This is a genomic window from Shewanella sp. SW1 (genome assembly GCF_025653545.1).
In the GTDB taxonomy this organism is placed as follows: domain Bacteria; phylum Pseudomonadota; class Gammaproteobacteria; order Enterobacterales; family Shewanellaceae; genus Shewanella; species Shewanella oncorhynchi.
Map to the genome: position 1 here is coordinate 80942 of NZ_JAKKSG010000013.1, position 14256 is coordinate 95197.

General features: G+C 44.9%; 10 protein-coding genes. 6 read left to right on the forward strand and 4 right to left on the reverse strand.

What is annotated here, in order from left to right:
• Positions 1-182 precede the first annotated feature (182 nt).
• The 4 genes from L5M71_RS13040 (at position 183) to L5M71_RS13055 (ending at position 7949) form a co-directional block, all read left to right on the forward strand.
• Positions 183-1394 carry an efflux RND transporter periplasmic adaptor subunit gene (locus L5M71_RS13040; protein ID WP_263181973.1) on the forward strand — a complete coding sequence of 404 codons (1212 nt, stop codon included), beginning with the start codon at positions 183-185 and terminating at the stop codon, positions 1392-1394.
• Positions 1394-4585, forward strand: a complete 3192-nt coding sequence (locus L5M71_RS13045) for an efflux RND transporter permease subunit (protein ID WP_263180094.1) — start codon at positions 1394-1396, stop codon at positions 4583-4585. Before L5M71_RS13040 ends, L5M71_RS13045 begins: the two co-directional genes overlap by 1 nt.
• 228 nt (positions 4586-4813) lie before the next feature.
• Positions 4814-5521 carry a TatD family nuclease-associated radical SAM protein gene (locus L5M71_RS13050; RefSeq protein ID WP_263193010.1) on the forward strand — a complete coding sequence of 236 codons (708 nt, stop codon included), beginning with the start codon at positions 4814-4816 and terminating at the stop codon, positions 5519-5521.
• A gap of 190 nt (positions 5522-5711) precedes the next feature.
• Entirely contained in the window at positions 5712-7949 is a 2238-nt protein-coding gene (locus tag L5M71_RS13055; protein ID WP_173246598.1) for a PAS domain-containing protein, read from the forward strand.
• Here the strand turns inward: L5M71_RS13055 and L5M71_RS13060 are convergent.
• The 3 genes from L5M71_RS13060 to L5M71_RS13070 all read right to left on the reverse strand — a co-directional run bounded on the left by L5M71_RS13060 (position 7930) and on the right by L5M71_RS13070 (position 10725).
• On the reverse strand, positions 7930-9333 hold the full coding sequence (locus L5M71_RS13060) for a hypothetical protein (protein WP_028761621.1): 1404 nt from the start codon (positions 9331-9333) through the stop codon (positions 7930-7932). The genes L5M71_RS13055 and L5M71_RS13060 overlap by 20 nt on opposite strands.
• 95 nt (positions 9334-9428) lie before the next feature.
• Positions 9429-9983 (reverse strand): hypothetical protein, encoded by a 555-nt coding sequence (locus tag L5M71_RS13065; RefSeq protein ID WP_113939813.1) that lies wholly within the window; start codon positions 9981-9983, stop codon positions 9429-9431.
• Positions 9976-10725: a transcriptional regulator gene (locus L5M71_RS13070; RefSeq protein ID WP_105250092.1), complete on the reverse strand. Its 750-nt coding sequence runs from the start codon at positions 10723-10725 to the stop codon at positions 9976-9978. Before L5M71_RS13070 ends, L5M71_RS13065 begins: the two co-directional genes overlap by 8 nt.
• Positions 10726-11154: 429 nt before the next feature.
• Between L5M71_RS13070 and L5M71_RS13075 the strand changes: the two genes are divergently transcribed.
• Positions 11155-11976, forward strand: coding sequence for a cytochrome c3 family protein (locus L5M71_RS13075; RefSeq protein WP_263208209.1), 822 nt, complete (start codon positions 11155-11157; stop codon positions 11974-11976).
• A 10-nt stretch (positions 11977-11986) separates the two neighbouring features.
• Complete coding sequence (locus tag L5M71_RS13080; protein WP_263208212.1) at positions 11987-12505, forward strand: hypothetical protein; 519 nt, start codon at positions 11987-11989, stop codon at positions 12503-12505.
• Between the two features lie 181 nt (positions 12506-12686).
• Here L5M71_RS13080 and nhaD read toward each other — a convergent pair whose 3' ends face one another.
• Complete coding sequence (nhaD, locus tag L5M71_RS13085) at positions 12687-14156, reverse strand: sodium:proton antiporter NhaD (protein ID WP_173246601.1); 1470 nt, start codon at positions 14154-14156, stop codon at positions 12687-12689.
• Positions 14157-14256 lie beyond the last annotated feature (100 nt).

The window sequence follows — 14256 nt, forward strand, 5'->3', positions numbered from 1 at the left end:
TCACCTAACTGAACCTTTCATCACTTTTCTGCTCTAATTTTCGCCCAAATATCGATGCATGATGCGCATATCTGTCGCGGCATCACTTTTAGAAACATTTAATTTACAAAAATAAATTTATTGGCGTGGCCGACTCTGCTACTTTAACCCCATTACGCGATTAGCATGGATTTAACCATTATATGATGAAGACCCTACTGAGGAGACTGTCTCCTTTTCTTATTCTGCTGCTGTTTGTCTTTGGCGCAGCCTTATTAATGCAAACGAAGGAGGCGCCAGAACAAAAACCTGAAGAGATGCCTATTCCTATCGTTGATGTCACGCAAGTGACTCAGCAAACAGTATCGCTAAACTTACCTTCCTACGGCGTGGTTACCCCAAAGTATAAAACCCAACTCGTGACCGAAGTTCAAGGCAGAATGCTCACTATCTCTCCTCATTTTGTTGCAGGTGGCATAGTCAAGAAAGGCGACCAATTAGCGCAAATCGAGCCCTCAGATTACGAGGCTGACTTAATGCAAGCCGAAGCGACGCTGGCCCAAGCCACAGCCGCACTGAACGAAGAAATAGCCCGTGGTGAAGTCGCTAAAATCGAATTCAAAGGCTACGACAAGGGCTTGCCCCCTGAGTTAGGTCTACGTATCCCGCAACTCAAAAAAGAACAAGCTAACGTAAAATATGCACAAGCAGCACTGGCGCGCGCCCAACGAAACCTTGAGCGCACGGTTATTCGCGCGCCCTTTGATGGCATAATCAAAGTTAGAAATGTCGATTTAGGGCAATACGTTAGCTTAGGCACTAATCTAGGTGAGCTCTATGACACTAGCGTTGCCGAAATCCGCTTACCCATTTCTAATGATGATTTAGCCTATCTAGAGTCTGTCGATAATCCCGATACCCAAGTCACGCTTAGCGCCTCTTTGGCGGGCAAAGAAAATACTTGGGAAGGCAATATTATCCGCAGTGAAGGTGTTATCGATGCCGAAAATCGCATGGTGTATTTAGTCGCAGAAATCAAAGATCCCTATCTGCGCGCGAATAAAGTGCCAGGTAGCTTACCACTTAAATACGGCAGCTTCGTCAATGCAGTCATCAAGGGCCGCACTGTCGATGGCATCGTCAAACTACCCCGCCATGTGGTTCGTAACGACCAAGTCGCCCTAGTCAACGACAAAAATATCATTGAAATGCGCCAAGTAAATGTGGTTCGTAGTGATTTAGAAAATGTGTTCATCAAAGACAGTCTAAAAACGGGCGAACGCGTCGCTACGACCCACTTCAACAGTATGGCAAATGGGCAAATGGTCAAAATTTTAGGTGAAGCGGCATTGCCCACTGAGACACCAAAAGAAAATACTCCTGAATCGAGTCTTGCGGCCGCTGGAGTCAAATAATGGACACTCAAAAAGGGATCTTAGCTTGGTTCGCCCGCAACAGTGTGGCCGCGAACTTATTAATGTGTGTTCTGCTCATCGGCGGCCTGTTCAGCAGTATTTTGATTAATAAAGAGGTTTTTCCTTCTTTCGAACTCAATTTATTAAATATTTCCGTCGCATATCCGGGTGCGGCGCCACAGGAAATCGAAGAAGGCATCAATATCAAGATTGAAGAAGCCATCCAAGATATCAACGGCATCAAGAAAGTGACTTCTGTGGCTAGCGAAGGCGTTGGCTCGATTACTGTTGAAGTTGAAGACGGTTACGAAGTGCAGACCATTCTCGATGAAGCCAAACTGCGGTTAGATGCAATTTCAACCTTCCCAGTGAACATCGAAAAACCGAATATCTCTCAAATCAAACCTGAGAATAACGTCATTTGGGTGTCTGTTTATGGCGATATGACACTCCACGATATGAAAGAATTGGCTAAGTCGGTTCGTGACGATTTAACCCAACTCCCCGCGGTAACCCGTGCGAAAGTGACTGGGGTGCGCGATTATGAAATCGGTATTGAAGTTTCTGAGAATAAGTTAAGAGAGTACGGTTTGACCTTCTCGCAGGTCGCATTAGCAGTGCAAAACTCTTCCTTAGACTTACCAGGCGGCTCTATTCGTGCTCAAGATGGCGATATCCTATTGCGCACCAAAGGCCAAGCCTACACGGGCGATGACTTTGCCAATATAGTCGTCACAACTCGCGCCGACGGTAGCCGCGTGATGCTGCCACAAGTGGCGACCATCAAAGATGATTTCGAAGAACGTTTGGAATATACCCGCTTTAACGGCAAACCCGCTGCGATTATTGAAGTTACCAGCATTGATGATCAAAACGCCTTAGACATTGCAGACCAAGTCAAACAGTACGTAGAGCAGCGCCGCGCCACATTGCCAGCGAACGCTCAACTCGATACTTGGGGTGATATGACCCACTATCTCCAGGGCCGCTTAGACATGATGATGTCAAACATGTTTTACGGTGCCTTGTTGGTGTTTATCATCTTAGCCATGTTCCTCGATCTGAAGTTAGCATTTTGGGTCATGATGGGGATACCCGTGTGTTTCCTCGGCACTATGTTGGTCATGCCGCTCGAACCTTTCTCCATGACGATCAACATGTTGACCCTATTCGCTTTTATCTTGGTGCTCGGAATAGTGGTGGATGATGCCATTGTCATCGGCGAGAGTGCCTACACAGAGGTCGAACGCCACGGTCACTCGGTTGAGAACGTGATCCGCGGCGCGCAAAAAGTGGCGATGCCCGCGACCTTCGGGGTCTTAACTACAATTGCGGCATTTATTCCCATGTTAATGGTTTCTGGCCCTATGGGGATTATCTGGAAATCCATCGGTATGGTGGTCATCCTCTGTTTAGCCTTCTCACTGGTAGAGTCTAAGTTCATTCTGCCAGCGCATTTAGCGCACATGAAGTTTAAAAAACCTGGCGCACCAAAGGGATTCTTTGGCCACCTAAAAGCCAATTTTAACGACAGAGTGCAATACTTTATTCACCACAGCTATCGCAACTTTCTCGAGCGCTGTATCAAACACAGATACAACGTGGTCGCGGCCTTTATCGGTGTATTAATTCTGTCTATTGCCTTAGTCGCCAGTGGCAAAGTGCGCTGGGTATTTTTCCCAGACATTCCCTCAGACTTTATTCAAGTTGAACTTGAGATGGATGAAGGCAGCTCCGAAGGTAACACCTTAAAAGTGGTACAGAGCATAGAAGAAGCCCTGTACAAGATGAACGAAAAAATGGAGAAAGATAACGGTTATCAAGTGGTGAAGCACAGCTTTATCAATATGAGCTCCCGTACCTCGGCCTTCATTTTTGCCGAACTGACGAAAGGTGAAGACCGGGAAGTCGATGGCGTGACGATTGCTGCCGCGTGGCGTGAACAATTGCCCGAGCTTTTGTCGGTCAAAAAACTCAGCTTTAACGCGAGCACCAACGATGCCGGCGGCGATATTTCCTTCAGATTGACCTCGAGTGACCTCGATGAGCTGTCCGCAGCCTCTAAAGAGTTGAAGCAAAAACTTGCCAGCTACGAAGGCGTGTACGATATTGCCGACAACTTTTCCTCGGGTAGCCATGAAATTCGCCTGAAGATACGCCCAGAGGCTGAAGCCCTGGGCCTGACCCTTTCCGATTTAGCTCGCCAAGTGCGTTACGGTTTCTATGGTTATGAAGCCCAACGTATTTTGCGTAATAAAGAAGAAATCAAGGTGATGGTGCGCTACCCATTAGAGCAACGTCGTACTGTGGGTTATCTGGAAAACATGCTGATCCGCACGCCAACGGGCACCTCGGTTCCCTTCTCTACTGTGGCACAAATTGAGAAAGGTGAATCCTACGCCTCAATTACCCGTGTTGACGGCAAGCGAGCGATTACCATCACGGCAAATGCCAACAAAAACATCGTTGAACCTTCAAAAGTAGTGCAAGAAATCCAAAAAGATTACCTGCCACAATTGCAGGCCAAGTACCCTAAAATCCAAACTGCACTGGACGGTGGCAGTTTGGATGAACAGAATGCCATGGTCGGTTTAATGCAAGGCTTCTTCTTTGCACTGTTCACCATTTATGCCCTAATGGCAATCCCACTTAAATCCTACAGTCAGCCGTTAATCATCATGTCTGTGATCCCCTTCGGGATTATCGGCGCTCTGTTTGGTCACTTGATTCAGGGACTCGCGATGAGCGTGTTAAGTCTCTGCGGCATAGTAGCATTAGCGGGTGTGGTAGTGAACGACTCCTTGATTTTGGTGGACTTTGTGAACCGTGCGCGGGAGCAAGGGCAATCGGTCAGGCAGGCGGCGGTCGATTCAGGCTGTTACCGTTTTAGGGCGATCATCCTGACGTCACTCACCACCTTCGTCGGTTTAGTGCCTATTATTCTCGAGCGTAGTTTACAGGCGCAAATAGTGATCCCTATGGCGACATCCCTCGCCTTCGGTATCCTGTTCTCGACCGTTGTGACGCTAATTTTAGTACCCTTGCTGTACATCATACTCGACGACGTTAAGCGCACTAGCAGCCGCTTCTTCCATTGGTGGTGGCAGCCTAAAAAAGACCATGAAGTGGACTTTACACCTGAGCATTTAGAGCCGCCGGTCCCCACTGACTATAAAAAAGACTATCTATAGGAAGTTAACTAGAAGCAGTTAATCAATGTCTTGAACCTTAAAAAGAGAGCTTAGGCTCTCTTTTTAATCCTCAGTGCGAGTCAATAACCTCTCAATCATCTATGTCATTTTGAGTCTGCTGCGAGTGGCTTGAGCTTTCAAGTTGCGATCTAGTTGACAGTTATCGCATCAGGCTTTCGCTACACTGTGTTTAAGTCGTCAGCTATCGTTAGAATGAAACCCATCATTATGTCTGAGCATCTGCACAAGCAAAGCATTGATAAACCACAAGTTATCACCACAGAAACCCTAGCGAACGGTCATATAACAGATGAAGTTTGCACAAATGAAACCTGTGCGACTGAAACGCTTGTCTATGATATTCGTCGCAGTCGCTACCTTAATATTACGGGTCGCTGCACCCTGCGCTGCGCGTTTTGTCCAAAACATAATGGCAGTAAACAGATCCACGAATATCAACTGGCACTGTGTCACCAACCTAAGCCCGAAGAAATTATTCCACTGCTTGGCGATGTTAAAGACTTCGAAGAATATGTGTTTTGTGGCTATGGCGAACCGACCTTAAATCTTCCAACCTTGCTGGCGGTGGCGAAAGAAATTAAACAAAGAGGTGGGCGAGTACGCATTAATACCGATGGTTTAGGTAATTTAGTCCATAGGCGCAATATTTTGCCAGAACTGGCCAACTGCGTTGATAGTTTATCCATTTCCCTCAATGCGGATAATGAAGCCGCCTATATGGAACATTGTCGCCCCAAACTCGCCGGTTCCTATGCTGCCGTACATGCCTTCATCGCATTAGCGCCACACTATATTGAAACGGTACAAGTTTCAGCCATCGAAGGATTAGCGGGGGTTGATATCGACATCTGTCGTGAACAAGTTGAGTCCTACGGCTGCGAATTCAAGCATCGCATATTAGGCGCCTTAGGCTAAACGGCATTCTAATACAGCCAAAATCGACTGAAATACCCAAGCAGATAACACTGTCGATTACGTGAGTGGTACATGTGTGAATCGTCTTAACTTTTACTCAAGGAATCTTGCTGAGTAACTTGGCACTGTCGTAACAATTCTTTCGTGTTAACATAGCGAAATTAACAGTTCACCCACTCATAATCGGTTCATGCTGAAGAATAACCCAAGCACGTATCCCGCTGCGCCACTGCTCTCTTTAACCCAAGGGATCTATTGGTCGCATCAACGCTTACTCGCTATTGCAAGCCAGCTTTCTATGCTGGTGATTGGCATGATTATTTTAACTCACTTAATCATTACGTTAGGTGAAAGACGCCTGCAAGAAGAGTGGGCAACGCAAAGATACAGTGAACTGCAAACCATAGGCTCATTGATCGCAGATAAAGTGTCTTTTCAGCAATTTCGAACCCAAATTTTCGCTAATGGGGAACTGCTAAAACAATACTTAAGCAATCCTACCGCCAAGCAACAACTTAAATTGCAGGAAAACTGGCAAGATCTAGTAAAACATATTCCTGAGTTACTCGGCATTGCACTGTACGATCCCCAAGGTAACTATAAATTCTCAACTCCCCCTAATTTCAATAAAGATGCCTTACCACCGACCTTACTTGGAGCAAGTCGGAGCATGGGTGGCAAGGAGGTCTATACCTCGCCGCTGGAATTTGTTCCGATAGACGGCATGCTTGAACCTTATATGTATCAAATGGCGTGGCTCGAGAAGCCCGATCAGAGTTCTATCGGTTATCTGGTGACGTACAACTCTATGGTAAAAATGCTGGAGGCCATAAAACCAGCCTTTTCAAGCAATAAGTCCCCTATGTTAGTGCTTGATACTCAAGGATTACTCTATGCTGGCGCGAGCGATCTCGCCCCTCTAAGCAATATGCCAGAGACCTTAGGAGCAAGCTTAAGACAGAGCTATCCGGCCCTGTGGCGCGATATGTCCATGAGCAACTTTGGACAATTCCACGGTGAAGAAGCCACTTATGTTTACCTTAAAATCGAACTCACTGCCCAACCTGAGACTCACAGAGAATATTTTTTACTCTCCTATGTGCGCAACTCAGACATAGCTGCTCGTTTCTCACAATGGCAAAACATTGTCATTGTGGCATCGTTAATATTAACGGTTTTAGCCGCTTGGGTTGTACTACTCAGCCACATGTATCGCTTACAACAGCGTTCACGCCAATACAGTATTGATGTTGCTAATGGCTTATTTAATAGTGACATCGGCTTTATGATGGTAAACGAAAATGCCAGAGTCATCAGTGCCAATACTAAAGCGGCACAGGCGACCTTAGTACCATTAGATGAACTGACAGACCGAAGCCTACAGCGTACCTTATGCCTCGATGATAAAACCTACACGGAGTTAATGGAGCAGGTACATAAAACCGGTCAATGGTCTGGTGAAATCAGTCTAGAGAGTATCGATGGCCCTACTTTACGCGTTCATATCCGCCAAGCACCAAGGGCGAGCCGAGGCTCACCACATCTATTAATCACCCTTGAGGACATCAGTGAGTTAATCAGCAGCAAACAAAATGCTTTTCTCAGTGAGCTTTTATGCGATAACACAGTCGCGACAGCCCTCACAGATGCTAACGGTAAACTGATTAAAATCAATCCTGTATTCGATGCGTTAATGCAACTCAATGGCGATTTAAATCAAGATTTAGCGTCATTACTCGCGAATGATTTGGGCAATCAATGGCAGAGGATCAGCGCCCAAATTGCCATGCAAGGTCAGTGGCAAGGGCAAATTCTATGCTCACCTAAACAGGCGCATTCCAATTGTTTGCAAGCCACATTGAAGGGCCATGTGGCCGCCGATGGTGAGATTGATTATATCGTCTGCACTTTAGAGCAAGCCGCCGAGCGTGGTCGAGGCACTGAGAAGCGTAACCTTGTACCCCATCGCAGTACTATTCTGCTGAATTTGGCAGATTTAGAACGTTACTTTAACTCTCTGCCGCCACCAAGCCGTCTCAGTTCAAGCTTACTGTTAATGGATATCAATCCAGAGGGCATGCTAAGCCACATGAGTGATATCGACCAACTGGCAAATCGTCAGCAAGAAATAGAAGTGCAATTATTGCTTGAAATTCCAGCTAATTATCAAATTCTGCATTGGCAGCTAGGGAAGCTCATTGTGATGTTACCTGACACAGACGCCACCCATGCGCACAACTTTGCCCTCAATATGATGGAAAAGCTCAATGGTAATGGCTTAGGGGAAGGTATTAGTATTGGTATTGCGGGTTATCAAGAAGGCCAGACATTAGAGCAATATCTGAATAATGCCGAAATCGCCCTAAAACGGGCGAAGCAAAATAACGATCAGAATATCGGTCAAGCCTTTACTCGTCATCAATCGTAGATTCGGGTGCATTAACTGAGTCAGGCAACTGGCTCTGGGTAATTTCTATGATTGCCGAGCGGTTCATGGTGATTTTATAGCGGATATACTGCGGGGCTTCGCGCCCATCACGCAACACTAAAATCAGGTTGACTTGATAGCGCCGCTCAACCGATTCATAACTAATTTTGCCTTCAACTTCCTTATAAATCTTCGCTTTACCCCGTTCTAAATAACGGGCAAAAGGCACTAAGCTAAAGCTCACTTGCTCTTGAATAGTCGAATATCCCGCTTGGAATTCACTCTGATTCACCTTAGTAGCGATTTTATAGTGCAGAATTTCCGCATCGACCTTATTTTGGCTATGTCTGTGCTTTAGAATGTCACTGACTTTTTCGGGTAGATCTTGCTGACGCATAAACTCAAGCCATACCAACTGCTTAGCGATAACCGCCTGACTCGTAGTATCCCGTAAAATGCGGCTCCAACGTGGTCGACCCCGCTGAATAAATCGCCACATGGCATTGCGCACATCGTCCTTAAAGATTTCCCTGAAACCATAGATCACAGCCAAAGTCAGCACTAGTGCAATAGTAAAACCACTAAAGGCGCCCTGCGCTTGAATTATCAACGCAGACACCACCAACATCACTAACGCGGTCGCCAGTCCTGTCGTAAACTTTTTAAGGCCAATCCCTAAAGGCTTTAACTCTTCTTTGAGTACCACCCCTTGTTGAATTAAACGGCGCAATAACAACATCTTATTAGAGATACGGTTAGGATCTTGCTTAGTTTGCGCTGAGTTGTACTTATGCTCATCACGATAGGCACATTCATTACGGCAGAGCGTGAGTACCCGCTCTAAAATATCGTTGAAATCACTGGTACGAGTGGCATAAGCGAGCACTTTGAGTAACTGCTGCTCACAAAACCAAGACAAGTAGTTATCAGCATTTTCAAAGTAAGATTTCCATTTGGGATCACCTGGTTCGTTACGACGAAACTTTTTCAGCAACTGGGCAATTTGTTCGCGTAATTCGTCGAGGGCAAAATAAAAATGGGTTACATCTGTGATTTGATTGAGTTCTTTAACATCGTTTTCAACCGCAACCGCAAACTGATAGGCGAAGAGATTTAGGTACAATCTGAATTCTTCAACAGTACGGCGATTTAAACTGGCAAAACGCCCCTGCACCAGAGGTAAGTGCAAGCCTTCTGAATAGTATGAGCGACGTCCAACTATTGAGCTGTAGTAGTACTCTTCTTCATTGAGCGTGCGCGAGCCTATGCCCATTTCCTTAGGTAAAAAGAAATAGAGATCAAGCTGACGATTATCGCCCTTTTCCATCTGATGGCTGAACTTAATCGACAGGGATTCTTCTTGCTTTACACGTATCTTAGACACAACACCCTTTTCATGAATCCCTCACAGGAGACTCACCACAGTAATCACAAATCAATGAGCACTAATCTTAACTGAAATAAACTCAAATTCACTGATTAAATTCTACTATTTACGATTCTGCATCCACAAATGGTATTGCTAGGCTGAAAAAGGACCACGGCATAATCTTTGGTGTCATCCATATCTAACACCTCGATACTGAGATTGTGCATTTCCGAGTCATTAAAATGTAAGCTGCTGATATAGGATAGATATTTCATATGTTCTGGCCAATTTTTTTGCTTTTCAATTTCAGATTCCGTTTTCGTTTTCACGGTAACTTTATAGGTCATGCTATTGGCCTCAATACTGTCTACTTTGCCTTGCATTAAAATATTGCCCGCACTCGTACCGTCAATATTAAAGTAACGATAATTGATCTGCGTATTATCAGCGGCAATCAAAACATCCACGAGTAGGTAAAATTTACCGTCACTGCTAACACTCGAACTGCCGCTAGGATTTGCACTAGAATGGCGGTCGAATAATTCAGAGCTGCAATTTAAAATCATCGTCTGATTAGTAGCCGACTGTTTGTATATCACACCGCAGGCCATAATCAATGCCGACAAGATAACAATATTAATCGTCCACTTTAGCCATTTAGCCACAGATATTAACCTCCTGCAGCCAAGCAGCATCGATAAAGGTTTTCGGTCGAGTGAAATCACTGATTTTAATATTACGGATCACTGACTGACCGAGTTTTTCGCCTCGAAAAGTAATATTAAGCACTTGTTTATCATGGGACAAAGAAGCATAGACATCAGCCCAATCACTTTGACCGCAGGCGATTAATCCTGCACTTAAGCGCTCACCTAACTCGAAGAGTAAAGTGTTATTAGTATTGGAATCAGCAAATAAGTGTAATCGTACTTGCTGGCCAGAAGCCAAAGGTAATATTGAGGTCATAAGTGCTTGGGTTGGTTTGCTGTGATCCGTATGATTCAAATAAAACACCGAAAACGCTAACATAAACCCGAATAACACTAAGGCACTCCACAAAGGCACTGTGTGCAATCTGAGGTAATTAACACCTCTAAACTCAGTCCCATTAGATGGTTGGAGTAAATAACCTTGGCCTTTCACGGTTTCAATCAAGCCCTCATATTGAGGTCCAAGAAAGCTGCGAAGCATAAAAACAGCACGGGCCACAGAGGTATCAGTTAGCGGCGGATGCTTTCCATCCCCCGTCTTCAGCATATGCTTAGAAACCAACTTACCTTGATGCTCAACAAGCAAATTAAGTACTTGTAACTCGGCTCGAGGAAGATGCCAAGATTCATCGCGAGACAACTCAATCAGTATGCCTCGTTCCCGATCAAACCTGCAGTCTCCCAATTGCATCAACATCCACTCAACTCCATAAAAACACAAAGTTAAGTCTATGCAAACTAACTAATGATTAATGTGATCTTGCTAACCCAAGTCAGCAAATAGTTAATTTTCGTGAGACGACCCCCAAGTTCAGCGCTATTAGGCAAAAACATGCGTTAGCTCACAGGAATAAATGCCATTTAGCACATGGAGAATTCGGCATAAATTTACATAAATATAATAAATATCGGGACGATGAACACCTTGCAATCTATTTAGTTGATTAAAATGCAGAATTTAAGTCGGTTCATTCTATTTTAGTGACGCTATTTACCGCTCATGTAAAAAGCAAATATCCTCCGGCATAAATCACAATATTTATCTCAAGCATGCTTAGAATTTACGCAATCAATTTATCTTTAGCATTTGATAAATAGAAGTAATCCTACATAGAGGAAATACATAATGAGCATAAATAGACGTCAAGCATTAACCCGTATTATTGGTATTAGCACCGCTGCGGCAGGTGCAACACTCATGGGGACATCGGTTCTCGCGGCAACGAATGCCGATGGTCAATATCAATTAGCGATAGGTGAGAAACTTAAATACGTTCCACTTGATGCAATGGCAACAGCAAAACTGGCCTATGAAACGGGTGGTGGTTGTATGCACCAAGTTTTTCATGCCGTTGTGACTATGCTAGCCCAATCTAATAGTGCCGATGCAGACAAGTTCAAAACAATCCCAACGGCATTAGCCGCCTATGGTTTTGCAGGGGTAACGGGTCAAGGCACACTCTGCGGTAATCTTAATGCGATAGGCATGTTAGTGAATATTTTAGATGACATTAATGGTCACAATAACGCCGTGATAGCCAATACCTTCCGCTACTACGAAAATACAACGCTCCCTTTATCTTTACCTGAATTTGTTACTGGTATTGGCTCGACAGCAGAAAAAACGGCTCTTGTGGGCAGTTCATCAAAAGCCAAGAGCGTGTTATGTCACTCATCTATCAGTAACTGGTCAAAGGCTTCTGGCTTACCATTCGCGAAAAAAGGTGAACGCTGTTACCGCTTATCCGCGTCTATGGCTTATTACTTAGTCGATGTATTAAATCGTGCCTATCAAGGGGAGAATATCGGCGCCCTTGTTGGTAGTAAACCAACACCAGATGCACAAGATTGCCAAACTTGTCACGGTAGTACTAGCACACTAGGCTCAGCGGCAAGTGTAAAAACAGACATGGAATGCACCACTTGCCATACAGGGCATTTCAATTAAGGAGACTGTGATGAAATCCCCATTACTCACATTGACCCTCGCGACATTAATGCTCGTAGGATGTGGCAGTGACAGCAATAACACTGAGCCTGAAACGCCGCAGCCACCTCCCGTCGAAAATGCAGTAAACATTGATGAAGCAACGCAAATAAATCTCAAGCTTGAGCAATTTGACTCGAGTACAGGGACAATTCAATTTTCACTGACGGATGCGCAACAAGAAGCGATCACTGCGGCGAAAACCTATGATATTTACTATTTTGGGTTCCCCGACAAAGCCAAGGAATCCTCGAATCCGAAGGCATGGAAACACTGGCATGTTACCCAAAATTATCGTTGCCAAAGTCTTGGAGAATGCAGCGGTAAATTAACCGAAGTCACAAGCGGTCAATACCAATTTGAGATAGCAGGCTTAGATTGGGCTCAGCAGGATCCAAGTGGTTCAGTGGCACAAATTAAAGTCGCGATTCAGATCTACGGCGCAAAAGCCAATAACGAGCTGGATTTAATTCAAGTGCTACCGCAATAATCCTTCCAATGACATATCCAAACAAATAGAGGCATCCATCGGATGCCTCTATTTTATTCATTGATATCTAGACGTTATGCGATTGAATTTTGTTAGATCGATGTTGTTCGCTAAATAATTCGCTACAAAACGACTCACAAACGTCAATACAGCCCAAAAGATGAATGAGCAGTACTTTTATTTAGAACATCGCAGCATTGAGCCACATATGTACTAAAATGCTCGCGATATAACCCAGCGCAATGACAGGTGTCCAACGCAAATGGGCACCAAAGGTGTAAATCCCCCTAGCTTGTCCCATTAACGCGACCCCTGCAGCACTGCCAATTGACAATAAACTGCCCCCAACTCCTGCGGTTAACGTTACCAGTAACCATTGGCCTAAGGCCATCTCAGGGTTCATCGTCAACACAGCAAACATCACCGGAATATTATCAACAACCGAAGACAACAGACCGATAGCCACGTTGGCATAGGTCGTATCCCAATTGGAATACAAAGCCTCAGATACTAAGCTCAAGTACCCCATAAAGCCAAGGCCACCCACACATAGCACTACACCATAAAAGAACAACAGGGTATCCCATTCAGCGCGGGAGATCCTGCTAAACACATCGAAGGGCACCACACTACCAAGCTGCTGAAGACGCTGCTCGTCCTGACGCAATTCAGCCTTTGCACGTTCGCGGGCAACGGAACGATTGAAGGTTTTACGCAGATAAAAACCAAAGAATTGTAAGAAACCTAATCCCGTCATCATACCCAATACAGGTGGCATACCTAAGAAGGAATGAGCACACACTGCCGTAGCGATTGTGAGTAAAAACAACGCAACAATTCGCTTAGCACCCGGCTTAGTATAAACATGCTCTTTTTCTGGCTCTGGCACGAAATGTGGGATAAACACACTCATAATGGCAGCGGGTAATGCAAAGTTCACTAAAGCAGGAATAAACAGATGGAAGAAATCGCTAAAGTGCACTAATCCTTTTTGCCACACCATTAAGGTCGTGATATCACCAAACGGGCTAAACGCGCCACCCGCATTAGCCGCAACAACAATGTTGATACAGGCTAGGGTGATAAACTTGCGTTGCCCTGCCCCCACCTTCATCACCACGGCACACATCAATAGCGCAGTCGTTAAATTATCTGCCACGGGTGAGATAAAGAACGCCATAAACCCCGTCAACCAAAATACGGTTCTTAGACTAAACCCACGGCCGACAAGCCAACCACGAATGGCATCAAACAAATTTCGCTCTTCCATAGCATTGATATAAGTCATCGCCACGAGTAAGAAGAGTAGAAGCTCCGCATATTCAAGCAAGTTATGTTTGAATGCCGCTTCCGACACTTCAGACATACCATTTTGTACATACACAAAACCTATCATGCCCCAGATAATCCCTGCCGCGACCAGCACAGGTTTCGACTTGCGTAAATGTAACGACTCCTCAGCCATCACCATTATGTATGCAAGTACAAACACAAAGACGGCAACATAACCCACACTCGAGGCGGTTAAATTAAGCCGTTCTATCCCTTCTGTCATAGCCCATGCTGCAGGTGAGAATCCGCTCAATATTGCAACGCAGAATAGACTCCATAACGCCATTCCACTGCCTTTAAACAACCGCTGTAATTTCATTAAAGTTCATCTCTACGTAGGAAATTAGTCGAAAATTACCATAGCTTCGGCATAGTAAATGTTGATAAAACGCAACTTTCTATGCATTACCCTATAACCA

Coding starts and splice junctions, on each gene's coding strand:
- L5M71_RS13075 (WP_263208209.1), top strand. CDS start 11,155: ATGAGCATAAATAGACGTCAAGCATTAACCCGTATTATTGGTATTAGC.
- L5M71_RS13070 (WP_105250092.1), bottom strand. CDS start 10,725: ATGTTGATGCAATTGGGAGACTGCAGGTTTGATCGGGAACGAGGCATA.
- L5M71_RS13080 (WP_263208212.1), top strand. CDS start 11,987: ATGAAATCCCCATTACTCACATTGACCCTCGCGACATTAATGCTCGTA.
- nhaD (WP_173246601.1), bottom strand. CDS start 14,156: ATGAAATTACAGCGGTTGTTTAAAGGCAGTGGAATGGCGTTATGGAGT.
- L5M71_RS13040 (WP_263181973.1), top strand. CDS start 183: ATGATGAAGACCCTACTGAGGAGACTGTCTCCTTTTCTTATTCTGCTG.
- L5M71_RS13055 (WP_173246598.1), top strand. CDS start 5,712: ATGCTGAAGAATAACCCAAGCACGTATCCCGCTGCGCCACTGCTCTCT.
- L5M71_RS13050 (WP_263193010.1), top strand. CDS start 4,814: ATGTCTGAGCATCTGCACAAGCAAAGCATTGATAAACCACAAGTTATC.
- L5M71_RS13045 (WP_263180094.1), top strand. CDS start 1,394: ATGGACACTCAAAAAGGGATCTTAGCTTGGTTCGCCCGCAACAGTGTG.